General features: G+C 68.9%; 20 protein-coding genes. 10 read left to right on the forward strand and 10 right to left on the reverse strand.

The features are described 5' to 3' along the window. Positions 1-3 precede the first annotated feature (3 nt). Positions 4-1,122, reverse strand: a complete 1,119-nt coding sequence (locus QZH66_RS01565; protein ID WP_305804188.1) for an efflux RND transporter periplasmic adaptor subunit — start codon at positions 1,120-1,122, stop codon at positions 4-6. Between the two features lie 116 nt (positions 1,123-1,238). Here QZH66_RS01565 and QZH66_RS01570 point away from each other — a divergent pair, with 116 nt between their 5' ends. From QZH66_RS01570 to QZH66_RS01580, 3 genes are all read left to right on the forward strand, one after another. Further along, positions 1,239-1,898 carry a TetR/AcrR family transcriptional regulator gene (locus tag QZH66_RS01570; RefSeq protein ID WP_305804189.1) on the forward strand — a complete coding sequence of 220 codons (660 nt, stop codon included), beginning with the start codon at positions 1,239-1,241 and terminating at the stop codon, positions 1,896-1,898. Between the two features lie 135 nt (positions 1,899-2,033). Continuing rightward, a complete protein-coding gene (locus tag QZH66_RS01575; protein WP_305804190.1) occupies positions 2,034-2,681 on the forward strand; it encodes a protein-L-isoaspartate O-methyltransferase in 648 nt (215 codons plus the stop codon). Between the two features lie 17 nt (positions 2,682-2,698). Next, positions 2,699-4,057, forward strand: coding sequence for a TolC family outer membrane protein (locus QZH66_RS01580; protein WP_305804191.1), 1,359 nt, complete (start codon positions 2,699-2,701; stop codon positions 4,055-4,057). A gap of 67 nt (positions 4,058-4,124) precedes the next feature. On the opposite strand, the gene waaA is transcribed toward QZH66_RS01580, so the two are convergent. Continuing rightward, positions 4,125-5,420, reverse strand: coding sequence for a lipid IV(A) 3-deoxy-D-manno-octulosonic acid transferase (gene waaA / locus QZH66_RS01585; protein ID WP_305804192.1), 1,296 nt, complete (start codon positions 5,418-5,420; stop codon positions 4,125-4,127). Positions 5,421-5,504: 84 nt separating this feature from the next. Between waaA and QZH66_RS01590 the strand changes: the two genes are divergently transcribed. Continuing rightward, a complete protein-coding gene (locus QZH66_RS01590) occupies positions 5,505-6,425 on the forward strand; it encodes an LpxL/LpxP family Kdo(2)-lipid IV(A) lauroyl/palmitoleoyl acyltransferase (RefSeq protein WP_305804193.1) in 921 nt (306 codons plus the stop codon). A 204-nt stretch (positions 6,426-6,629) separates the two neighbouring features. Here QZH66_RS01590 and QZH66_RS01595 read toward each other — a convergent pair whose 3' ends face one another. From QZH66_RS01595 to QZH66_RS01615, 5 genes are all read right to left on the reverse strand, one after another. Next, a complete protein-coding gene (locus tag QZH66_RS01595) occupies positions 6,630-7,952 on the reverse strand; it encodes an O-antigen ligase family protein (RefSeq protein ID WP_305804194.1) in 1,323 nt (440 codons plus the stop codon). Beyond that, complete coding sequence (locus QZH66_RS01600; RefSeq protein ID WP_305804195.1) at positions 7,933-9,045, reverse strand: glycosyltransferase; 1,113 nt, start codon at positions 9,043-9,045, stop codon at positions 7,933-7,935. The genes QZH66_RS01595 and QZH66_RS01600 overlap by 20 nt, the downstream gene beginning before the upstream one ends. Before the next feature lie 8 nt (positions 9,046-9,053). Then, positions 9,054-9,251, reverse strand: coding sequence for a zinc-finger domain-containing protein (locus QZH66_RS01605; protein ID WP_305804196.1), 198 nt, complete (start codon positions 9,249-9,251; stop codon positions 9,054-9,056). A gap of 302 nt (positions 9,252-9,553) precedes the next feature. After that, positions 9,554-9,685, reverse strand: a complete 132-nt coding sequence (locus QZH66_RS01610) for a hypothetical protein (protein ID WP_305804197.1) — start codon at positions 9,683-9,685, stop codon at positions 9,554-9,556. A gap of 218 nt (positions 9,686-9,903) precedes the next feature. Beyond that, positions 9,904-12,195, reverse strand: coding sequence for an NADP-dependent malic enzyme (locus QZH66_RS01615; protein ID WP_305804198.1), 2,292 nt, complete (start codon positions 12,193-12,195; stop codon positions 9,904-9,906). A gap of 389 nt (positions 12,196-12,584) precedes the next feature. On the opposite strand from QZH66_RS01615, the gene gltS reads away from it, so the two are divergent. Both gltS and QZH66_RS01625 read left to right on the forward strand, forming a co-directional pair. Beyond that, complete coding sequence (gltS, locus tag QZH66_RS01620) at positions 12,585-13,787, forward strand: sodium/glutamate symporter (RefSeq protein WP_305804199.1); 1,203 nt, start codon at positions 12,585-12,587, stop codon at positions 13,785-13,787. A 170-nt stretch (positions 13,788-13,957) separates the two neighbouring features. After that, positions 13,958-15,193, forward strand: a complete 1,236-nt coding sequence (locus QZH66_RS01625; RefSeq protein ID WP_305804200.1) for an FAD-dependent oxidoreductase — start codon at positions 13,958-13,960, stop codon at positions 15,191-15,193. A 55-nt stretch (positions 15,194-15,248) separates the two neighbouring features. On the opposite strand, the gene QZH66_RS01630 is transcribed toward QZH66_RS01625, so the two are convergent. Continuing rightward, positions 15,249-16,499, reverse strand: coding sequence for a flavohemoglobin expression-modulating QEGLA motif protein (locus QZH66_RS01630; RefSeq protein ID WP_305804201.1), 1,251 nt, complete (start codon positions 16,497-16,499; stop codon positions 15,249-15,251). A gap of 49 nt (positions 16,500-16,548) precedes the next feature. Beyond that, positions 16,549-17,646 (reverse strand): ribosome small subunit-dependent GTPase A, encoded by a 1,098-nt coding sequence (gene rsgA / locus QZH66_RS01635; protein WP_305804202.1) that lies wholly within the window; start codon positions 17,644-17,646, stop codon positions 16,549-16,551. 159 nt (positions 17,647-17,805) lie between these two features. Between rsgA and QZH66_RS01640 the strand changes: the two genes are divergently transcribed. The 4 genes from QZH66_RS01640 (at position 17,806) to QZH66_RS01655 (ending at position 20,891) form a co-directional block, all read left to right on the forward strand. After that, complete coding sequence (locus QZH66_RS01640; protein ID WP_305804203.1) at positions 17,806-19,080, forward strand: pyridoxal phosphate-dependent aminotransferase; 1,275 nt, start codon at positions 17,806-17,808, stop codon at positions 19,078-19,080. Positions 19,081-19,086: 6 nt separating this feature from the next. Beyond that, on the forward strand, positions 19,087-19,749 hold the full coding sequence (locus QZH66_RS01645; protein ID WP_305804204.1) for an SGNH/GDSL hydrolase family protein: 663 nt from the start codon (positions 19,087-19,089) through the stop codon (positions 19,747-19,749). A 20-nt stretch (positions 19,750-19,769) separates the two neighbouring features. Continuing rightward, a complete protein-coding gene (locus QZH66_RS01650) occupies positions 19,770-20,441 on the forward strand; it encodes a methyltransferase (RefSeq protein WP_305804308.1) in 672 nt (223 codons plus the stop codon). 129 nt (positions 20,442-20,570) lie between these two features. Beyond that, positions 20,571-20,891 carry a DUF6172 family protein gene (locus QZH66_RS01655; protein ID WP_305804205.1) on the forward strand — a complete coding sequence of 107 codons (321 nt, stop codon included), beginning with the start codon at positions 20,571-20,573 and terminating at the stop codon, positions 20,889-20,891. Between the two features lie 19 nt (positions 20,892-20,910). On the opposite strand, the gene QZH66_RS01660 is transcribed toward QZH66_RS01655, so the two are convergent. Beyond that, positions 20,911-22,173 (reverse strand): DEAD/DEAH box helicase, encoded by a 1,263-nt coding sequence (locus tag QZH66_RS01660; RefSeq protein ID WP_305804206.1) that lies wholly within the window; start codon positions 22,171-22,173, stop codon positions 20,911-20,913. Positions 22,174-22,206: the final 33 nt, after the last annotated feature.

The raw sequence follows: 22,206 nt of genomic DNA on the forward strand, positions 1-22,206 counted from the left end.
GCCTCACACTCCCTTTTCAGCAGCAGGCGCGGGCAGCACCGGCTGGTTCTTGCGGTCCACCGCAACCACCGGCTGGCCTTCACGCAGCAGATGGCCGCCGGCGGCGACCACCCAGTCACCGGCCGCCACGCCGGACAGCACCGGCACCGACTCGGCGCCATAGGCGCCCAGCGTCACCGCGCGCGCCTGCAGCGTGCGCGTGTCCGGATTCACCACCCAGACACTGGCCTGCCCGTCCTTGCCCGGCTGGATCGCGGCCAGCGGCAGGCGCAGCGCGCCGGTTTTCCCGCTGGCGGCAAACACCCGCGCGCTCTGTCCCAGCTCGACCGCATCCATCGCCTCCGCCGCCAGGCTCACGCGCGCGGCATAGGTGCGCGTCTGCGCATCGGCGGCCGGGGCGATCTCGCGGATGGTGCCGGCCAGCCGCTGGCCCGGCCGGCTCCACACTTCCACCTGCACCGGCTGGCCCACACTGAAATCGCGGAGGGTGCGTTCGGGCAGCGCGATGGCGACTTCGCGCGCGCCGTCGGCGGCCAGGGTGTAGATCGTCTGTCCGGCGGCGACCACCTGCCCGGCCTCGGCCTGGCGGCTGGCGATCACCCCGTCCCGCGGCGCCTTCAGCTTGGCGTATGCCGCCTGGTTGCGGGCCACCTCGAGATTGGAACGGGCGGCATTGGCCTGGCCCTGCGCGGCCTTGTAGGCGGCGGTCTGCGCATCCAGCGCCGAACGGCTGACCAGTTGCTGCGCGGCCAGCGTGGCGTAGCGCTTCTGCTCGTCGCGGGCACGTACCAGATCGGCCTCGGCCGCCGCGTACTGGGCCTGCGCCGCACGCGCCTGCAGCTCGTAATCGGCCACATCCAGCTCGGCCAGCACCTGGCCCTGCTTGACCCGCTGGCCGGCATCGACCTCGCGCCGCAGCAGGTTGCCGCCCACCCGGAACGACAGCGCGCTTTCCTCGCGTGCCCGCACCTCCCCCGGATAGGCGACCACGGCCTGGCCGTCGGTACTGGCGGGATGCACCACCAGCACCGGCACCGCCGCGGCCGGGACCGCCTCCGGTTTGCCGCAGGCGGCCAGCACGGCCAGAAGCAGACTGCTACCAATCCATCGAACGTTTTTCATGGGATGCCAGGGAAGAAAGGTATGGGAAGGGCGCCGGTCGGGCATGCCGGCCTGCCGCAATTAGTGAACTGCCGGTATAGTATAAATATCGAACCGCCTGGTCTAGTATTGCCGATATGTCCTGCAAGTCCTCCGCCCTCGTCGCAAAGAGCGCTGTCCGCAGCACCGGTCCCGGTCGTCCCAAGGATCTGGGCAAGCGCGCGGCGATCCTGGAAGCGGCCAAGGAGATGTTCATCGAGCTGGGCTTCAACCGGGTCAGCATGGATGGCATCGCCGCCAAGGCCGGGGTCTCCAAGCTCACCGTGTACAGCCATTTCGGCGACAAGGACACGCTGTTCGCCGAGGCGATCCGCACCAAATGCGTGGAAATGATGCCCGACGAGCTGTTCGTGACCGATGCGGACGGCCCGCTGCGCGACCAGCTGCGGGGCATCGGCCATGCCTTTTTCGGCCTGGTCGGCAGCGATGCCGCCATCGCCACCCAGCGCATGATGCTGACCGCCGAGACCGACGATCACGTGCGCGAGATGTTCTGGCAGGCCGGCCCGGCGCGTACCCAGGCGGCGCTGGCCGAGTTCCTGCGCGCGCGCGTCGCCCGCGGCGAGCTGGTGATCGAGGACCTCAACCTTGCGGCGCGGCAGTTCTTCTGCCTGATCAAGGGCGAACTGCACGCGCACATGTTGTGCGGGTTGTGCGTGGCGCCCGACGCCCCGCATACCGATGCCCATATCAATGCCACGGTCGATTTTTTCCTGCGGGCCTATGCCCCCCGCTGACAACCTGAACAGACCGGAGGTCGAGGTGACTTCCGGCACTGCGGCCGCGGCGCGACGGCAGCGATGCTTGCCCCCGCACCGCCGGCTCCGCTTAACGGTAAAATGCCCGGCCCACCGCGCCGGAACGAGCACCCCATGACGATTGATTACTCCCAAGCCCGCGAATTGATGGTTGAACAGCAGGTACGTCCGTGGGACGTGCTCGATCTGCGCGTGCTGGATGTGCTGGCGCGGATGCCGCGCGAGGCGTTTGTCGCCCAGGCGCACCGTGCGCTGGCCTACGCCGATATGGAACTGCCGCTGGGTCATGGGCAGAAGATGATGAAGCCGGTGGTGGAAGGCCGCATGTTGCAGGCGCTGGACCTGCAGCCCAGCGACGAAGTGCTGGAAATCGGCACCGGCAGCGGCTTCATCAGCGCTTGCCTGGGAGATCTGGCGCGCGACGTGCTGAGCCTGGAAATCCAGCCGGAGCTGGCCGATGCCGCCCGCGCCCGACTGGAAGCGGCCAAGCTCGGCAGCAATATCCGCATTGAAGTGGCCGATGCCCTGAACTGGCAGACCCAGCGCCACTTCGACGCCGTCTGCGTCACCGCCGCCGTGGATACGGTGCCCAACCAGTTCCTGCAGTGGCTGCGCCCGGGCGGACGCCTGTTCGTCATCCAGGGCACCTCGCCGGTGATGCAGGCGTTGCTGGTCAAGGCCGATGGCAGCACCGAGTCGCTGTTTGAAACCGATATCGATTACCTGCAAGGTGCCGCGCCGGCACCGCATTTCCAACTCTAAAGTCCAAGGAAGCCGCAATGATCCGCCGATCCCTCGCTCTTGCGCTGGCCGCCGCCCTTTCGCCCATGACCGTCCACGCAGCCGATCTGCTGCAGGTGTACGAAATGGCCCGCAACGGCGATCCGCAGTTGGCCGCAGCCGAATCCAGCCGGCTGTTCAACAAGGAAGGGCAGGTGCAGGCACGGGCGGCCCTGCTGCCGCAGGTGAACGGCCAGGCCACCCTGACCCGTTCGCGCCTCGATATCGACGGCATCAGCGGCTCCTCCACCAGCACCAGCCGCCAGCTTGGTGTCTCCGCCGGGCAGACCCTGTTCAACTGGAGCCAGTTCGCCAATCTGCGCGCGCAGCGCGATATCAGCAAGGCGGCCGACTTCACCCTGGACTCGGCCAACGACGACCTGGTCGTGCGCAGTTCGGCCACCTATTTCAACGTGCTGGTGGCGATCGAATCGCTGAGCGCGGCGCAGACCAATGAAGCGGCGGCCAAGAAGCAGTTCGACTACGCCGACAAGCGCCTGGAAGTCGGCCTGGCCCCGATCACCGACGTCTATGAAGCCCGTGCCCAGTACGACCAGGCCCGCGCCGACACCATCCTGGCCCGCAACACGCTCGAGGACGCCTACCAGGCCTTGACCGAACTGACCGGCCAGCCGGTGCGCAACCTGCGGTCGCTGCCGGAGGATTTCCGCCCCGAACTGCCGGCCAACCGCAGCAACGTGGACCAGCTGGTGGCCGATGCCATCACCCAGAATCCGGCATTGAAGGCGCAGCAACTGCAGGTCAGCGCGGCCGAGGCCGGCGTCTCCGCCGCCCGCGGCGGCCACTACCCGACCTTGTCGCTGGGTGCCAGCGTCGGCAAGAGCGCGACCTGGGGCAACAGCATCGGTGCCGGCTCGCAGACCCCTGATGCCACCTCCAATTCGATCGGTCTGACCCTGAACGTGCCGATCTTTTCCGGCGGCGCCACCCAGTCCGGCGTGCGCCAGGCACTGGCCCAGCGCGACATCAGCCAGGACAGCTACGAGCAGCAGAAGCGCGCCCTGGACCGCAATACCCGCAACGCCTACCAGGGCCTGGTGGCCGGCATCAGCGAAGTGGAAGCGCGGCGCTCGGCGGTGACCTCGGCGCAGAGTGCCTATGACGCGTCGCTGGTCGGCCTGGAAGTGGGTACGCGCACGGTGCTGGATCTGGTGCAGAACCAGAAGACCCTGTTCGCCGCCAAGCTCAACTACGCCCAGGCGCGCTACAGCTTCCTGCAGAGCCGCCTGCAGCTGAGCCAGGCGATCGGCGCGCTGGATATCGCCGAGGTCCAGGACATCAACCGCCTGCTGACCGAGGATGCGGAAGCCAAGCTGCAGCCGGGCAGCTTCCGCTGACTGCGGCGTCTGCCATCACGGGTACTGAAAAGGCGGGCTTGATGCCCGCCTTTTTCGTTTACGGACACTAGCGCGAAGGCGGCAGCTGCGGACCGATCAACGCCAGCGTCCGCAGCAGCGCACCGCGGCCATCGGTTACCAGCGCGCGCCCGGCGTCCACCCGCTGCGCCCGCGCGTGCGGATCGCCCAGCAGGCGCCTGACTTCAGTCGCCACCGCGACGGCGTCGGCGCAGATCGCCAGCGCCCCGGCCTCGTCCATCCGCCGCGAAATTTCGGCGAAGTTGTGCAGGTGGGGCCCGGTGACCGTCGCCGTGCCCATCGCCGCCGGCTCCAGCAGGTTGTGGCCGCCGATCGGCTGCAGACTGCCGCCGACGAAGGCGACCTGGGCGCAGGCGTAGAACGCCATCAGCTCGCCCAGGGTATCGATGACAAACACTTCACTGGCATCGGCCGGCCACTGCTGTTCACGGCGCGTCGCCACCGTCCAGCCCTGCTCGCGCGCCAGCGCTTCCACCTTGAGGAAGCGCTCGGGATGGCGCGGTGCCCACAGCAACAACGCATCGGGATGCTCCCGGCGCACTTGCCGGTGGATCTCGACCACCGCCGCTTCCTCGCCGTCGTGGGTGCTGGCGGCAATCCATACCGGGCGCGTCGCCGGCACATGGGCGCGGAAGGCCTGCAGCAGCTGTGTGGTATCGGGCGGGGTGATGTCGAATTTCAGGTTGCCCAGGGCCCGCACCTGCTCCGCACGCGCGCCCAGCTGGATGAAGCGCGCAGCGTCGTCCTGCGACTGCGCCGCCACACAGGTGACCGTGCGCAATGCGCGGCCGATCAGCGGCCGCAGCACGCGATAGCCGCGCAATGAACGCGCCGACAGGCGCGCATTGAGGATGTACACCGGAATCCGGCGATCACGGCAACCGAACAGCATGTTCGGCCACAGCTCGGTTTCCAGGATCAGCGCCAGGCTGGGACGGAAATGTTCAAGAAAACGGCCGACGCTGCCAGGAACGTCGTAAGGCAGATAGACGTGGTCGATCGCCTCGCCCCACAGCGCGCGGACACGCTCGGAGCCGGTCGGGGTGATGGTGGTGATGATCCAGCGGATATCCGGGCGCTGCGCGCGCAAGGCGTTGACCAGCGGCGCGGCGGCATTGACCTCGCCCACCGACACCGCGTGCAGCCACACCCGCGGATGGCCACCGCTTCCCGGGTAGGAGGCATAGCGCTCATCCCAGCGCTTGAAATATTCACGCACCCGGAAACCGCGCCAGATCAGGTGATAGACGGTCACCGGCAACAACAGGTAGAGCACGAGCGAATACAGCCCGCGCAGGAGCATCTCAACAGGATCTTTCCGCATCGGCGAAGGATACGGGAGCCGCCCGGCGAACGCATGCCGTGCGCACGCAAACAGCAGCCGGCGTGCATCCCTTAGAATCGGGGCATGTCCGAATCCCCCAGCCATGCCACCCGTCCCTCACTGCGGCAACCCCGGCATTGGCCGATGTTCGCGGCGATGGCGATCGCGGTATTGATCGCCCGTCTGCCATGGATGCTGCAACGCGCGCTGGGCCGTGGCGTTGGCTGGCTCGCACTGCATTTGGCCGGCACCCGCCGCCGCGCCGCCGAAGTGAATCTGGAATTGTGCTTCCCGGAACAAGACGCCGCCTGGCGTGCGCGACTGCTGCGCGACAGCTTCGATGCACTTGGCATAGGACTGTTTGAATTCGCCCGCGCCTGGTGGGGCAGCATCGACACGATCCGCCCGCAGACCCGGATCGAGGGCCTGGAACACCTGACCCGGTTGCAGGCCGAAGGCCGCGGCGTGCTGCTGGTGTCCGGCCACTTCATGACCCTGGAAATATGCGGGCGCCTGCTGTGCGACCACGTGCCGCTGGCCGGCATGTACCGCAAGCATCGCAACCCGGTGTTCGAGTGGGCGGTCAAACGTGGCCGATTGCGTTACGCCACGGCGATGTTCGCCAACGAGGACCTCCGCGCCACGGTGCGCCATCTGAAGAAGGGTGGATTCCTCTGGTACGCGCCGGACCAGGACATGCGCGGCAAGGACACGGTGTTCGTGCCGTTCTTCGGCCACGCCGCCGCCACCATCACCGCCACCCATCAGCTGGCGCGGCTCACCGGCTGTGCGGTGGTGCCCTTCTTCCATCGCCGCGAAGGCGGCCGCTACCTGCTGAAGATCGCCCCGCCGTTGCCGGACTTCCCCTCCGATGACGTGGCCGCCGACACCGCCGCGGTCAACGCCGCCATCGAAGACATGGTGCGCGAGGCGCCCGGCCAGTACCTGTGGATCCATCGCCGCTTCAAACGCCAACCCGGCGGACGCAGCACCTATTACCAATGACCTTGCCGGTCCGCGGCGCCCCCTCCCGGGCGCCCATGGCCGGCAACCGGTAACGGCCGGCTGCGCTCGACTGCGCGGCCGCTCTTCTCTCGCTGCAGGTTATCGCCCCCTGTCCGCACCCCTGCATCTGTTCCCGGGCGGCGCAAGCGGCAAGCCGGGCGCGGATAGCGCCGCACCGGTGCGCGGCCGTGCAGGGGCGTCCGGCTAGCACCCGTCATCGCGCGCCAGCAGGCTGCCGGCATACAGCGCGGCCAGCATCAGCGTCAGCCCGCCCCAGAACGCGGAATAGAACGCCAAATGGGTATTGAACGGGAATACCGTCACCGCCAGCGCCAGCGCCGCCGGACGTGCCCGTGCCCGCGCATCGGCCGGCGCATAGCGCCACGCGCGCCAGGCCAATGCCGCCCCGGCCAGCCACAACAGCAGGCCGAGCACGCCGGTTTCCGCAAGGATTTCCAGCACGATCTGGTGCGCATGCAGCGCCGGACCCTCGCCCCAGGCCGCGGTGCGCGCCGGGTCCGGATCGCAGGCCGGGTAGGCCTCGCGGAAGCCGCGCGTGCCGACACCATTGACCGGGTGCTGGCGCACCATGCACAGCGCCGCGCTCCAGATCTGGCTGCGCCCGGACAACGCCGCATCGACCCCGGCCGCCTCCCCGCTGAAGGCCAGCGTGGTCCGCGCCAGCCGCTCACGCACCTGCGCCGAACCCAGGCCCAGCGCCACGGCGCCCGCCAGCCCGATGGCCATCACCAGCAACAGGCGCCGGCCACCGAGCAGGCGCCATCCGGAAAACAGCAGCACCAGCGCGTAGGTGATCCACGCCGCGCGCGAACCGGCCAGCACCATCACCACGCCCGTGGCCACCGCACCGAGCAGCCAGCCCGGCATCCCCCAGCGCCGCGCCAGCGCGAACAGCAGGAATGGCGACAGGCTGGCCAGCACCTGGCCGAATTTCAGATTGCACGGCCCGAACACGCCACTGAGACGGTCCACCGCCGCCACCTCGTCCGGTGTGCACAGGGCGTGGCCGTTGATCAGCCATTTGAGCTGGTCCAGCGACCAGAACAGCGCACTGGTGCCGGCCACGGCCTGCACCAGGCCATCGACCACCCACACCGCGGCGATGACCGCCAGGCCGGCAAACGTGAGCCGACGCCGCGGCCCGGTGGCCACCGCGATTGCCACCAGCCACATGAAAGGCAGATAGCGCAGCCCCGCCGCCACCTTGAACCAGGCGGCGTCGGCATCGATCGCGTCCACGGCAGAGAACAGTTGCGGCAGCCAGTACGCCAGAAACAGCACCGTGGTCAGCGCCCATGCCGGAATGCTCAGCAGCGGCGCGATGCCGCCGCGCAAGCGCAGCTGCAGCAGCCGCGCCACCGTCAACAGCGCGCCCAGTGCCAGTACCGTTTCGGCGAGACCCGGCGCCGGCCACAACGCCACGAAGGCGATGACCCACAGCGGCGCCCAGCGCCCCGGCCCCCGGGGCGGCGCAGCGGCAACGACGTCAGCCGACGAGTTCGTCATAGATTTTCAAGGTGTCGCGCTGCATGGCCTGCAGGGTGAACGGAATTCGTGCCGGCAACGCCGGCGGCGTGGCAAGCAGCTCGAGTGCGCGCGCCAGCAGCGCCGGCTCGTCGAACCGCGCCACCGCGCCGCCAGGCTGCAGCTGGGCCAGCAGCTCGCCAACCCCGCCATGGTTCCAGCCCAGCACCGGGCGGCCCACCGCCAAGGCTTCCAGCACCGTGCGTCCGAACGCCTCGGGCTGTTCCGACAGCTGCAGCACCAGATCGCTGGCGGCGTAGGCCTGGGCGATGCGCGAGGTCGGCGGGCTCATCACCAGCGCATCGGCCACCTGCAGCGAGGCCGCCAACCGCTCCAGTTCACCGGCATAGCTTTCGCGACCCGGCTCGCGGGTGCCCGGCATCCACAGCGTCGCCGGAATGCCGCGTGCACGCAGCGCCGCCAGCAGCCGCAGGGAGCGGTGGTGGCCTTTCAGACGGGTGCCGCGGCCCGGCAGCAGCAGCAGCGGACCCTCGCCGCCCAGTTGCGGATGCTGGGCGGCCAGCGCCAGCCGCGGGCGCCGGTCGTTGCGCGCAACCCGCGGGAACTGGGCGACATCCACGCCGCGCGGGATCACCCGCAGCAGCGCCGGATCGGTGCCGGGATAGTTCGCCAACAGGTAGTCGCGCACCGTCTGCGATACACAGATCACGCGCTCGCCACTGGCCATGATCGCGCTGTAGCGGCCGGGCGAATTGAGCCCGTGCATCGTGGTCACCCAGCGCGGGCGGCCCGCGGCCGGCAGACCGCGCAGCGCATACCAGCCCAGCCAGGCCGGCAAGCGCGAACGCGCATGCACGATATCGGCACCGACCTCGGCGAACAGCCGGCGCAGACCGCCGGCATGACGCAGCGTCAGCGGCGATTTGCGGCCGATATCCAGGGTGAGATGTTCGGCGCCACTGTCCAGCAGCGGTTCGACCAGACGCCCGCCGGCGGACACCACGATCGCGCGATGCCCGGCCGCGACCAGCGCCTGGGCGATCTCCAGGGTCGACCGTTCAACTCCGCCGGAGTGCAGCGCCGGCAGCAACTGCACCACGGTCAGGCGGCGCATCGTCGTGATCAGTCGGCCAGCACGAATACCGAACCGCAATACGGGCACGCGGCCTCGCCGTTGGGCTCGTCTTCGATCGGCAGGTATACGCGCGGATGCGAGTTCCACAGCGCCATTTCCGGCGTCGGGCAGCTCAGCGGCAGCTCGCTGCGGTGCACGGTGTAACGCTTCTCGGCGCTGGCGGGTGCGGTGGCGGTATGGCTCATGGCTTTGGACGACACAAGATTGCGAGGCGGCAATTCTAGCAGCGCCGGCCCTATGAAGCGTCGCCGTGTCCCGGAGCGCAGAAACAGGGATTCGGGAATGGAAGCACACGGCAGCTGGCAGCCCGGAAGCACGACGGCCTTTGCGCGCAGCGCTACCGCCCGCTCCCGGCCCTGCGGCGGGCCGGGAATGCCGATGTGTGGTGCCCCTCGCAGCGGCCGGCAGCGCAGGGAATGATCCCCCGACCCATGACCGGGCGCCAGGGTTGGACGGCAGGAGCGGCAGCCGGCCGCCCCGTGGCCCGTTACTTGAAGTCGCCCGCCACGAACACACGCAGGCCTTTTGGCTTGAGGTATTTGCGGATCGCCGCGTTGACCTGCGCCGCGGTCAAGGCCTGGTAAGCGGCATCGCGGTCGATCTCGAACTGGAGAAGCACCGACCGCCAGCCGGCCCGACCTTGCGCAAGCGCCTGCACAGCACTGCCGCACGGCGGTGCACCGGCACCCCGGCCGCGGTTCCCCCGGCCCGCGGCAACCGCCGGGCGTGCTCGACAATGCCCCCGCCGCGCGAGCGCCGGCCTGCAGCTGCCCGGAAACACGGAAGCCGGCGCGGCGCCGGCTTCCTTTCACACAATGGGCAGCGTGCGGATCACGCTCAGCCGTTGCGCTCGGCCTCCATCTGCTTGCGGATCTGTGCATCGACCGCGGCGATCGCGGTCATGTTCAGCACCCGGCGCGAGCTGGCGCTGCTGGTGAGGATGTGCACCGGCTTGGAGGTGCCCATCAGGATCGGGCCGATCGCCACGCCGTCGGTGAACACGCGCACCAGGTTGTAGGCGATATTGGCCGCTTCCAGATTCGGCAGCACGAACAGGTTGGCGCGGCCCTTGAGCGTGCTGTTGGGCAGCAGCTTCTCGCGCAGCGCCTGGTCCCAGGCGGTGTCGCCCTGCATTTCGCCGTCCACGTTCAGACGGGGATTGCGCTTGAGCAGCAGTTCGCGCACCTGGCGCATTTTCAGCGCGTCCCTGGACTCGTGGCTGCCGAAGTTGGAATGGGACAGCAGCGCGATCTTCGGCTCGATCCCGAACAGCTTCATGCGGAATGCCGCCTGCAGCGTGGCCTCGCAGATCTGCTCGGCGCTGGGGTCTTCCTGCACATGGGTGTCGACGAAGAAGAACACGCCATGGGCGTTGATCACCCCGGTCATCGCCGAGGTCGAGCTGACCCGCGGTTCCAGCGGGATCACGCTGCGCACATAGCCCAGCTTCTTGTGGAAGCGGCCAACCACCCCGGACAGCATCGCGTCGGCTTCGCCACGTGCCACCATCACCGCCGCGATCAGGGTCGGCCGCGAGCGCATCAGGTTCTTGGCGGCGGCCACGGTCACGCCCTTGCGCCCGGTCTTGTCGTGGTAGTACTGCCAGTAGTCGTTGAAACGCGGATCGTCGTTGATGTTGGTGATTTCGAAATCCACGTCCGCTTTCATGCGCAGGCCCAGGCGCTGGATCCGCGCTTCGATCACGTCCGGGCGGCCGATCAGGATCGGGAAGGCCACGCCCTCGTCGATCACGTTCTGCACCGCGCGCAGCACCACCTCTTCCTCGCCCTCGGCATAGACCACGCGCTGCTTGTCGGCCTTGGCCTGGTCGTACACCGGCTTCATGAACAGGCTGGTGCGGTAGACGAACTGCGCCAGCTTCTCGCGATAGGCGCACATGTCGGCGATCGGCCGCGTGGCCACGCCCGAATCCATCGCCGCCTGCGCCACCGCGGCGGACAGTTCCACCAGCAGGCGCCGGTCGAACGGACGGGGAATCAGGTAGTCGCGGCCGAAGCTCGGCGCTTCGCCACCATAGGCGGCGCCCAGATCGGAGGCCTCCTTGCGCGCCAGCGCGGCAATCGCGCGCACGCAGGCGATCTTCATCTCCTCGTTGATGCCGGTCGCGCCCACATCCAGCGCACCGCGGAACAGGTACGGGAAGCACAGCGCGTTGTTGACCTGGTTCGGGTAGTCCGAGCGCCCGGTGGCCATGATCACGTCCGGGCGCACGGCCAGGGCTTCTTCAGGCAGGATCTCCGGATACGGGTTGGCCAGCGCGAAGATGACCGGGTCCGGCGCCATGGTGGCGACCATTTCCGGCTTGAGGATGCCGCCCGCCGACAGCCCCAGGAAAATGTCCGCCCCCTCGACAATCTCGGCCAGCGTGCGCTTGTCGGTATCGCGGGCGTAACGCGCCTTGTCCGGATCCAGGTCGGTACGGCCGCTGTGGATCACCCCGTCGCGGTCGAAGGCCAGGATGTTCTCCGGCTTCAGCCCCAGCTGCACCAGCATGTTGACGCAGGAAATACCCGCCGCGCCCATGCCGGTAGTGGCCAGCTTCACTTCTTCGATCTTCTTGCCGGTGATTTCCAGCGCGTTGAGGATCGCCGCGCCGACAATGATCGAGGTGCCGTGCTGGTCGTCATGGAACACCGGGATGTTCATCCGCTCGCGCAGCTTGCGCTCGATGACGAAACACTCCGGCGCCTTGATGTCCTCCAGGTTGATGCCGCCGAAGGTCGGTTCCAGCGAGGCGATGATGTCGATCAGCTTGTCCGGATCGTTCTCGTCGATTTCGATATCGAACACATCGATGCCGGCGAACTTCTGGAACAGCACGCCCTTGCCTTCCATCACCGGCTTGCTCGCCAGTGGGCCGATATTGCCCAGCCCCAGCACCGCGGTGCCGTTGCTGATCACCGCGACCAGGTTGCCGCGCGCGGTCAACTCGCTGGCCTGGGCCGGATCGGCCACGATCGCTTCACAGGCATGGGCCACGCCGGGCGAGTACGCCAGCGACAGGTCGCGCTGGGTCAGCATCGGCTTGGTCGCCGCGACCCGGATCTTTCCTTGCGGGGCCAGACGGTGGTAATCGAGGGCGGCCTGTTTGAAATCTTCTTTGGACATCGACGGGGCTTGCAGTGACTGAGCCGTCGATTCTAGCCACTTGGCGAGGACATTGACCGCTTCCTGTCCGCCGCGGCGAGGGAGACACCGGCCAACCGCCATGGTGCTGCTTTGCAGCAATCCACGGAAACGCCTTCACGCCACGCCTCGCAGCCAGTCGCCGTCGATGGTCGGCACGTTTTGCCCGGGCGCCTGCTGTTCAGCATCGGTTGGAGGCGGCTTGAGGCCGGCCCGCCGGGGCCGTACCGCCCCGGCGCCCGCTGTCGCCCGGGTCCGCTCCGATCGCCGCGCGCGCCTGTGCACGGAGGCAGCCTCCTGACTATCGGCTTTTGCGTTGGCCCGACCGGAACGGGCATAGTCCGCCCCTGAAAGTTTCCAGGTGAAGATTGATGATCCAGCTTGATGCCGTGCAGACCGTCGCGTTCGGTGGCCTGACCCTGTTCGCCGGTTATGCGCTGTGCCGGATGATTCCGGTGTTGCGCCGCTACAACCTGCCCGAACCGGTGGTCGGCGGCCTGCTGGTGGCGCTGCTGGTGTGGTGGGCCCATAGCCGCGACACCACCCTGTTCGAGCTCGATACCAGCCTGAAGGTGCCGCTGATGATCGCCTTCTTCACCACTTTGGGCATCAACGCCAGCGTCCGCCTGCTGCGCATCAGTGGTCGGCAGGTACTGACATTCCTGATCATCGCCTCGCTGTTTGCGGTATTGCAGAACCTGATTGGCATCGGGGTGGCCAAGACGTTCGGACTGCATCCGATGTTTGGCGTGCTGGCCGGGTCGGCCACGCTGACCGGCGGACCGGCCACGGGCATGGCGTTCGCGCCGCTGTTTGAAAAAGCCGGGCTGCACGGTGCCGAAACCCTGGCCATCACCGCGGCCATGGCAGGGATCATCTGCGGCGGCGTGTTTGGCGGGCCGGTGATCACCGTGCTGCTGCAGCGGCTCAAGGTCCGCACGCCGGCCGGTGGCGGCGACGGCGAGGCGCCGCCGGACGAATCGATCATCGTCCGCTTTCCGAACGAATCGGCGCGCGAATTCGATTCACTCAAGAGCATCGTGGTGCTGCTGGGGGCGATGTGGGTGGGGGCGTGGGTGAGCCAGGGTTTCGGCGCCCTCGGGCTGACCCTGCCGGCCTATATCGGCGCGATGCTGGTCGGCGCGGTGATCCGCAACGTCGACGACTACACCGGCCTGATCAAGCTGTCGGTACCCACCACCGACCTGATCGGCAATATCTGCCTGGCGCTGTTCCTGGCGGTGGCGCTGATGGACCTCAAGCTGTGGGAATTGGCCGGCATGGGCATTCCGCTGCTGGTCAACCTGGTCATCCAGGTGGCGGCGGTGGCGCTGTTCGCGGTGCCGATCTTCTACCTCATGGGCCGCGACTACGACGCGGCGGTCATGGGCGGCGGCTTCATCGGCTTCATGCTCGGCACCACCGCCAATGCGATGGCAGTGATGCGGCGGCTGGTGCAGCGCTACGGCATGGCGCCACGTGCGTTCCTGGTGGCGCCGCTGGTGGGCGCGTTCTTCATCGACTTCATCAACGCCCTGATCATCACCGGCTTCCTCAATTTCTGGCCGGCCTGAAGGCGGTGCCGCGGTTCTGCGGTGAACCGCGGCAGCCCACACGATGGACTCCGGCGCCGCCGCGCGCGAGCATTCCGCACTGCAACACGCTGGCGGCGGCCGCCGGTCACCGCCCCACGGCGGCCACGGCCACCGGCGCCCGCGCCGCCCTTTCCCCTTTTGGACCCTGCATGTCCTGTCCCGACGCCCCCCTCGCCCCGGTCGATCTCACCATCCTCGGCGCCGGGGTCGTCGGCATCGCCACCGCCTATGCCGCCGCACGCCGCGGCATGTCGGTGCTGCTGCTGGACCGCGCCGCCGGGCCGGCGCTGGGCACGTCCTTCGCCAACGGGGCCCAGCTCAGCTACGCCTACACCGATGCCATGGCCGGACCGGGGCTGTGGAAGCAGTTGCCCGGCATGCTGCTGGGCCGCGCCGGCACCTTCAATACCCGCTGGTCGGCCGACCCGGAGTTCTGGCGCTGGGGTCTGGCATTCCTGCGCCAGGCCACCGCACCGCGCCTGCGCGCCAACACCCTGGCCACGCTGGAACTGGCCCTGGAATCGCGCAGCGCGATGCAGGCGCTGCTGCAGCGCCATCCCATCGAGTTCGACCACGCCGCCAGCGGCAAGCTGCACCTCTACCATGACGCCGCGAGCCTGCAGGGCGCGGCGGCGATGATCGCGCTCAAGCGCCCGTATGGCGTGGAGCAGCGCCTGCTCGATGCCGATCAAGCGCGCGCCGTGGAACCGGCGTTGGGGCAGGCGGCGGACCTCGCCGGGGCGGTGTATTCGCCGCAGGAAGAAGCCGGCGATCCGTTCCGCTTCAGTACCGCGCTGCTGGACATCCTGCGCCGCGACTATGCCGTGCATGCGCGTTTCGGCTTCGATCTGCAGCAGTTGCAGCGCCACGGCGAGGGCTGGCAATTGCAGCCGCGTGCCGGTGAAGCGGTATGCACCCGGCGGCTGGTGCTGTGCGCCGGCATCGACAGCGCCGCGCTGCTGCGCCCGCTCGGCGTGCGGATTCCGCTGATGGCGGTGAAAGGCTATTCGTTCACCGCGCCGTGCGGCACCGATGCACCCAGCGCCAGCCTCACCGACACCTCGCGCAAGCTGGTGTTCTGCCGGCTGGGCGGGCGCATGCGCGTGGCCGGGCTGGCCGACCTCAACCATTGGGACCCGCAGCCGGACCCGGCGCGCATGGCCAACCTGATTGCGGCCGCGCGCCAGTCCCTGCCCGACGCGGTGGACTACGCGCGCATCGAAAGCCGCTGGGCCGGGCTGCGTCCGGTGACGCCGTGGTCGGCGCCGGTGATCGCGCGCGTGGCCGATGGCCTGGTCTGCAATATCGGCCACGGCATGCTCGGCTGGACATTGGCGATGGGCAGCGGCGAGCGCGCCCTGGCACTGGCGACCGCCTCGCCCTAGCTGCCGCGCCGGCGCGCACGCCTGTCGCACCCGCGTGCAGGACGGCACGCGCGGGTCAGCGCAATATCTGGTCCATGCGGATGCGGTTGGCGAACAGCGAGAACGCCAGGGCGCCGGCAAGGCCGTTGGCGCGGCTGACCCACGGTGGCAGCCAGCGCGGTGGCGCCAGCACGCCGGCTTCGAACAAGGGCGCCAGCGCCTGCGCATCATCCAGCGTCATCTTGCCGGCGAACAGCCAGCGGCAGGTCTGCAGTTGCTCGTCGCGCAACATCTGCCGGAAGAACGTATGCACCGACACCAGCCCGCGCAGATACACGGTGTCCTTGGTGAAGGCGCCGCCACCGGTCACCGGCACCCCACGGAACACGCGCTGGGCCGAGGAAAAACTCTCTTCAGGAATCTGCCCGGCCTGGTCGAAATAGTTGAATACCTCGATGAAATCGGCGCCCGCGCGCGCCATCGCAATCGCCTCGATGCGCAGGCTGATGCGCTTGAGCCGCTGGATATCGATGCTGCCGGTGATCTGTTCGGCAAATGTCGCCAGCCCTTCCTGGGTCGCGGTGATGCGCGGCGAGGCCAGCGCCAGGCTGGGCAGCAGCGTCTGCTCGCGGCCGTTGAGCGAGGTCAGCGAATGCACCAGTGCCTCGTGCTGGAACAGCTGGGCGCGATCGTAGGCACTGAAGCGGGCGCTGGTGCGCAGACGCAGACGGGTGGCGCCTGCGGCGGCCTTGGCAATCAGCTGCGGGTCCAGTTCCACGCGGATCACGCGCGCGTCGAAGAACTCGTCCAGATCGCCCTGCAACTGCAGCTGCAAGGCGGCGGCCGACACCGGTACCTGCTCTTCCGGCGCCAGCAATTCGTGGTCCAGCTCCTGCGCGATCTGGATGAAGTGACCGGCCGCCTCGCGTGCACTGGGGCCGTTGCCCGGCATCGGCTGTTGCGGGCTGCCGAACAGCTGCGCCGAATAGCCATCCACCGCGCGCGTGCCCAGCGATTCCAGCAGGCCGGCCGCCAGATCCCAGCTGTGCACCGACTCGCGCAGATACACGCCCAACGGATGCGCCGGATCGGCCGCCCGGGCGATGGCCGCCAGCGCGCGCCGCGCATCGCTGAAATCATGCTTCGGATAGGCCACCTGCGGCAGCTGTGGATTGCCGCGCGCCACGCTGCGCAGAAACGGCGCCTGGGTCGAGGCCGGCCAGCTGGTCAGCGTCAGCAGGCGCAGGCCGCGCACCGCGTCGACCAGCCGCGCATCCAGCGCGGCATGGTGGGCGATGGCCGGATCACCGGCGGCGGCACGCGTCACCGCAGGCTCCCGGCAACCACTACAGGCGCGGCCATGGTCAGGCCCGGCCTCAGCGGCGCCCGCCCTTGCCACCCGGACGCCACTGCGCGCCGCGGCCGACGTGCTTGCGTTCCTGGGCCTGCTGCGCCTGGCGCACCGCCAGCTTGGCCGCCGCGGCCGCCACTTCCTCGCGCAGCTTCAGATAGTTCAGCAGCCGGCTTTCCTCCAGATCGCCGCGCCCGATTGCCGCCTGCACCATGCAGCCCGGCTCCTGCTCGTGCGCGCAGTCGCGGAAGCGGCACTGCGCGGCCAGCGCCTCGACATCGGCAAACCCGCCCTCGCCAAGCACTTCCTCACCGGTGGGCTTGAGTTCGCGCATGCCCGGGGTATCGATCAGGCAGGCCCCGGCAGGCAGCGGGATCAATGCGCGGTGGGTGGTGGTGTGGCGGCCACGCGAATCATTCTCGCGGACATCGGCCGTCTTCATCCGCTCGTAGCCGAGCAGGGTGTTGGTCAAGGTCGACTTGCCAGCCCCGGACGAGCCGACCAGCACCACCGTGCGCCCGGCACCCAGCCAGGGCAGCAAGCCTGCGGCGCTGGCCGGGTCCTTGCCGTTGATCGCCAGCAACGGGATGTCCTGCGCCGCCAGTTCTTCCAGCACCGCCAGCGCATCGGCGCTGTATTCGGTCTGGTCGGCCTTGGTCAGCACCACCACCGGCGCGGCGCCACCGCCGCCGACCAGCATCAGGTACCGCTCGATCCGGCGCGGATTGAAGTCCGCATCCAGCCCGCAGACGATGAACACCGTATCGATATTGGCCGCGATCACCTGCTGGTGGTAATGCTCGCCGGCCGCGCCGCGCTTGATCGCGGTACGCCGCGGCAGCAACGCGACGATCTTGATGCCCTCCAGCAGCACCCAGTCGCCGACCGCCGCACGCTCGTGGCTGGGGAACCGCGGGCGCTGCCATTCCGGCGGCGATTCGGTCTTGATCGCCGCCTCGGGGGCGTCGGCGACGATGTAGCCGGTGCGGTGCTGTTCGATCACCCGGGCCGGACGCGCATGGGGATGGTCGGCGAAGGCCTGCCGCCACGCCGGCTCTTCGGGAGTTCCGGGCCATGGCCAGCCGATGGTGCGCAGTGCGGTGAAATCGGGGGAATCGGTCATCGGCCAATTCTAGAGGGTGGCGGCCCGTACGTCCGCAGCGGCCGCTGCGGGCTGCCCCCGCAGGCCCTGCGGTGACTGCATTTACTCGCGCCGCCGGCTGGCCCCGCAGCGCAGCAATTCCGCTAACATCCAGCTTCCATGCCTCCGGATGGCCCTGCAATGTCGACTCCGCCGCTGAAGCCGCTCGCCACCCGCGAGCGCCTGTCTGAAGTCCGCTACGAGATCCGGGGCGAACTGGCGCGGCGGGCGCGGGAGCTGGAGGCGCAGGGCCGCAGCCTGATCAAGCTCAACATCGGCAACCCCGGCAACTTCGGCTTCCGCGCGCCCGAGCACCTGCAGCGCGCGATCGCCGACGACATGGGCCGCACCGATCCCTATACCCACCAGCAGGGCCTGCCGGTGGCACGCGAAGCGATCGCGGCCGCCTACGCCCGGCGCGGCGCACCGGATGCGCATCCGGAGCGGGTATTCATCGGCAATGGCGTGTCCGAACTGATCGATCTGTCATTGCGCGCCCTGCTCAATCCCGGCGATGAAGTGCTGGTGCCTTCGCCCGACTACCCGCTGTGGTCGGCGGCCACCATCCTCAACGACGGCCGCCCGGTGTATTACCGCTGCGCCCCGGAAAACGGCTTCCAGCCCGATCCGGTCGAGATCGAGGCACTGGTGTCCTCGCGCACCCGCGCCATCGTGCTGATCAATCCGAACAACCCCAGCGGCGCCAGCTATCCGCGCGAGTTGCTTGAACGCATCGTCGCCATCGCCGCCAGGCACAACCTGCTGCTGCTGGTCGATGAGATCTACGACCAGATCCTGTACGACGATGCGGTGTTCCAGCCGGTCGCGCCGCTGGCCGGCGCGCATCCGTGCCTGACCTTCAGCGGCCTGAGCAAGGTGCACCGTGCCTGCGGCTGGCGCGTGGGCTGGGCGCTGCTGTCCGGCGCGGCCGGACGGCTGGGCGAATTCCGTGCGGCGCTGGACCTGCTCAGCGCGCTGCGGCTGTGCGCCAACGTGCCCGGCCAGTACGCCATCGACGCGGCGGTGAACGGGCCGGACACGATCTCGCCGCTGTGCGCACCCGGTGGACGCCTGTATGAAACCCGGCGCGCAGTGATCGACGCCTGCAACGCCAGCGAGCATCTGGCGCTGGTGGCCCCGGCCGGCGCGCTGTACGCGTTCCCGGCGGTGGTCGGTGCGGCGGCCCGCGGTTTCGACGACCACGATTTCGCGCTGGAACTGATGAACGAGGAAGGGGTGCTGGTGGTGCCCGGTGCCAGCTTCAACGTGCCCTACCGCCACCACTTCCGCGTCACCCTGCTGCCCGAGCCGGAAGTGATGGCCGAGGTGTTCGGCCGCATCGAGCGGGTGCTGGCCCGGCGCGCCGAGGCGAACACCAAAGTGGTGCCGATCACCTCGCGCAGCGCGGTGGCCTGAGCGCCCATGACCCTGCCTGACAACGCCCTTCCTCCGCCACCGGTGCTGCGCTATCTGGCACTGGGTGATTCCTACACGATTGGCGAGGGCGTCACCGGCAGCGGCCGCTGGCCGGTACAACTGGCCTCGGCCCTGCGTAACCGTGGCATCGGCCTGGCCGATCCGCAGATCATCGCCACCACCGGCTGGACCACCGACGAACTGCTGGCCGGTATCGAGGCCGGAGCACCGCAGGGGCCGTTTGATCTGGTCAGCCTGCTGATCGGGGTCAACAACCAGTACCGCGGCCGCGCACTGGACGACTACCGCGAACAGTTCGAACTGCTGCTGCAACGCGCGATCGCCCTGGCCGGCGGCAATCCGCGGCGGGTGCTGGTGCTGTCGATCCCGGATTGGGGGGTGACCCCGTTTGCCGCCGCGCAGGCGCGCGCTGCCGCCACCATCGCCAGCGAGCTGGATGCGTTCAACGCCACCGCCCGCGCCTGCTGCGAGCAGCGGCACGTCGCCTTCGTCGATATCACCGGCATCAGCCGCGACCGCGGCAGTGAAGCGGAAATGCTGGTGGAGGACGGCCTGCATCCGTCTGCCGCGATGTATGCGCGCTGGACCCGGGCCGCGTTGGCGCCGGCCCGGCACTTGCTGACGGCAGCTGCCACGGCGGCGCCCTGAACGCGGTGAACCCGCGCGTGCTGGACACCGCCCAGGCCCGGGCGATCGCGCGCGCGTTCCTGCCGCAAACGCGGCTGGGCAACCGCCGCAACTACTTCTATACCCGCGGCAAGCTGGCCAGTGACCCGTTGTATCCGGGGGTGCTGGACGCGCTTCGCGGCGACCTGCACCCGCTGCTGGATCTGGGCTGTGGCCTGGGGCTGCTGGCCCACACCTTGCGCGGCGACAACCAGCAACAGCCCTACCACGGGGTGGATATCGACCCCGGCAAACTGGAGAGCGCCACCCGTGCCAGCCGCCGCGCCGGTCTGCACGGCGTGGCTTTCACTGCGCATGATCTGGCCGCCGGGTTGCCCGAACACCGCGGCAGCGTCGCGTTGCTGGACGTGCTGCACTATCTGCCCGCCCAGGCCCAGCGCCAGCTGCTGGCCGGGGTGATGGCGATGCTGCCGGCGGGCGGGCGGCTGGTGATCCGCACCCCCTTGGCCGACCGCAGCGCGCGCGACCGCACCACCCGCCTCACCGATCTGCTGGCGCACCTGGTCGGCTGGATGGGCCCACAGCCACGGCACTATCCACGCGCCGCCGAACTGCGTGAACAGCTGCACGGCGCCGGCCTGAGCACCGGTCTCGCCCCGCTGTACGGCAACACCCCGTTCAACAACTGGCTGATCGTCGCCCAGCGGCGTTGAGCGCCGCGGCGGCACCGGGATCCGTTTGCACCGATAATCGCGCCACGGCGCCGACATTCCGCCCCCGTTTTCCGGCCGGCCAGCCGCCGGCCCTTCGCGCTTCGTGCGCAGCCCCCCTCAGGACATCCCGTGAGAAAGACTTACCAGCTCAACATCGAAGGCAAGAACCGCGACCGCCTTGTGGAAGCAGCCAAACACGACATCCGCAAGTATGTGAAACGCGAGCGCGGCAAGGAATTGCCGGCCGGCGCCGACTTCTGGGATTTCGACAGCAAGTCCGGCGTGGACGAGGCCGGCGCCGTCAGCGTGCCGTTTGCCGAGCTGATCCGCTCGGTCGATACGCTGGTGACCGCCGGCAATGACCAGTTCTTCGTCGAAGTGCTGCGCAAGCCGGGCAAGCGCACGCCCAAGCCGGTGCCCGCGGCCGACGACGAAATCCTGGAAGACTGAGGTCCCGCCACCGCCCGCGTCACTTCGCGGGTGGTGTGCCGGCGGCGGCCGCCGCCCGCAGGCGATCCTTCTTGCTGGGACGGCGGCCCTTGATACCGCCATTGCCATCGGCCACCGCTGCCGGTGCGGCAACGTCCTGCGGTTCGAAGCCGGGCACCTGCTCGCGTTCAATCTGCAACTGCTGGCGTTTCTCGATCAGGCGCAGGTGCGCCTCGGTGTCGGCGCTGACAAAACTGACCGCCAACCCCGACTCGCCGGCACGCCCGGTGCGGCCGATGCGATGGGTGTAATCGGCCGGCGAACGCGGCAGGTCGTAATTGACCACCACCGGCAGCTGCACAATATCGATACCGCGCGCGGCCACATCGGTGGCCACCAGCACCTGCACCTCGCCGGTGCGGAACGACTGCAACACGCGCAGGCGGCGGCCGTTGGACAGATCGCCATGCAGCGCGGCGGCAGACACGCCCGCCTTGGCCAGTTTGTCGGCCACCACTTCACTGCCGTGGCGGCTGCCGACAAATACCAGCGCGCGCGGCCAGCCCTGTTGCCGCAGCAGATGGGCCAGCAGCTGGGTCCGGCGCCCGCTGTCGACCCGGATCGCCCGCTGGGTGATCTCCGGCTGCTCCGCATGGGAATCGATCTCGATGCGCTGCGGATCGCGCAGCCCGGCCGCCGCCAGCCGGGCGATGGCCGGCGGGAAGGTCGCCGAAAACAGCAGCGTCTGCCGCTTTGCCGGCACCTTCAGCAGGATCTGCGCCAGTTCCTCGCCAAAGCCCAGATCCAGCAGCCGGTCGGCCTCGTCCAGCACCAGCGTGGCCAGCTGTTTCAATGACAGCGCGTTGTGGGACAGCAGATCCAGCAACCGCCCCGGCGTGGCCACGAGCACGTCGGCGCCGCCGCGCAATTCCATCATCTGCGGGTTGATCGAGACCCCGCCCACCGCCACCACCACCTTCGGCCGCCGCGGCAGATGCGCCGCCAGCGCGGTGAAGGTTTCCGCCACCTGCAGCGCCAGTTCCCGGGTGGGCACCAGCACCAGCTGCGGCACCGCCCGGGCAGCGCCGGATTCGCGGGTGATGAACTGCTGCAGCAACGGCACCACGAACGCAGCCGTCTTGCCGGAGCCGGTCGGCGCCATCGCGATCACGTCGCGGCCCTGCACGATCACCGGCACCGCGCGCTGCTGGACCGGTGTCGGCTGCACGTAGCCCTGTTCCTGCAGCGCCCGCTGCAAGGCGGGCAGGAGATACGGCGACAGACCAAGATGGGAAAAGGGCATGGAAACTCGGATCGGGACGCCGGCGACGGCAGG

The organism is Stenotrophomonas sp. YIM B06876 (assembly GCF_030711595.1).
Classification (GTDB): domain Bacteria; phylum Pseudomonadota; class Gammaproteobacteria; order Xanthomonadales; family Xanthomonadaceae; genus Stenotrophomonas.

Bases quoted from the DNA above. Each gene is read 5' to 3' on its own strand.
- QZH66_RS01565 (WP_305804188.1), bottom strand. From the start codon at position 1,122: ATGAAAAACGTTCGATGGATTGGTAGCAGTCTGCTTCTGGCCGTGCTG.
- QZH66_RS01570 (WP_305804189.1), top strand. From the start codon at position 1,239: ATGTCCTGCAAGTCCTCCGCCCTCGTCGCAAAGAGCGCTGTCCGCAGC.
- QZH66_RS01575 (WP_305804190.1), top strand. From the start codon at position 2,034: ATGACGATTGATTACTCCCAAGCCCGCGAATTGATGGTTGAACAGCAG.
- QZH66_RS01580 (WP_305804191.1), top strand. From the start codon at position 2,699: ATGATCCGCCGATCCCTCGCTCTTGCGCTGGCCGCCGCCCTTTCGCCC.
- waaA (WP_305804192.1), bottom strand. From the start codon at position 5,420: ATGCGGAAAGATCCTGTTGAGATGCTCCTGCGCGGGCTGTATTCGCTC.
- QZH66_RS01590 (WP_305804193.1), top strand. From the start codon at position 5,505: ATGTCCGAATCCCCCAGCCATGCCACCCGTCCCTCACTGCGGCAACCC.
- QZH66_RS01595 (WP_305804194.1), bottom strand. From the start codon at position 7,952: ATGACGAACTCGTCGGCTGACGTCGTTGCCGCTGCGCCGCCCCGGGGG.
- QZH66_RS01600 (WP_305804195.1), bottom strand. From the start codon at position 9,045: ATGCGCCGCCTGACCGTGGTGCAGTTGCTGCCGGCGCTGCACTCCGGC.
- QZH66_RS01605 (WP_305804196.1), bottom strand. From the start codon at position 9,251: ATGAGCCATACCGCCACCGCACCCGCCAGCGCCGAGAAGCGTTACACC.
- QZH66_RS01615 (WP_305804198.1), bottom strand. From the start codon at position 12,195: ATGTCCAAAGAAGATTTCAAACAGGCCGCCCTCGATTACCACCGTCTG.
- gltS (WP_305804199.1), top strand. From the start codon at position 12,585: ATGATCCAGCTTGATGCCGTGCAGACCGTCGCGTTCGGTGGCCTGACC.
- QZH66_RS01625 (WP_305804200.1), top strand. From the start codon at position 13,958: ATGTCCTGTCCCGACGCCCCCCTCGCCCCGGTCGATCTCACCATCCTC.
- rsgA (WP_305804202.1), bottom strand. From the start codon at position 17,646: ATGACCGATTCCCCCGATTTCACCGCACTGCGCACCATCGGCTGGCCA.
- QZH66_RS01640 (WP_305804203.1), top strand. From the start codon at position 17,806: ATGTCGACTCCGCCGCTGAAGCCGCTCGCCACCCGCGAGCGCCTGTCT.
- QZH66_RS01645 (WP_305804204.1), top strand. From the start codon at position 19,087: ATGACCCTGCCTGACAACGCCCTTCCTCCGCCACCGGTGCTGCGCTAT.
- QZH66_RS01660 (WP_305804206.1), bottom strand. From the start codon at position 22,173: ATGCCCTTTTCCCATCTTGGTCTGTCGCCGTATCTCCTGCCCGCCTTG.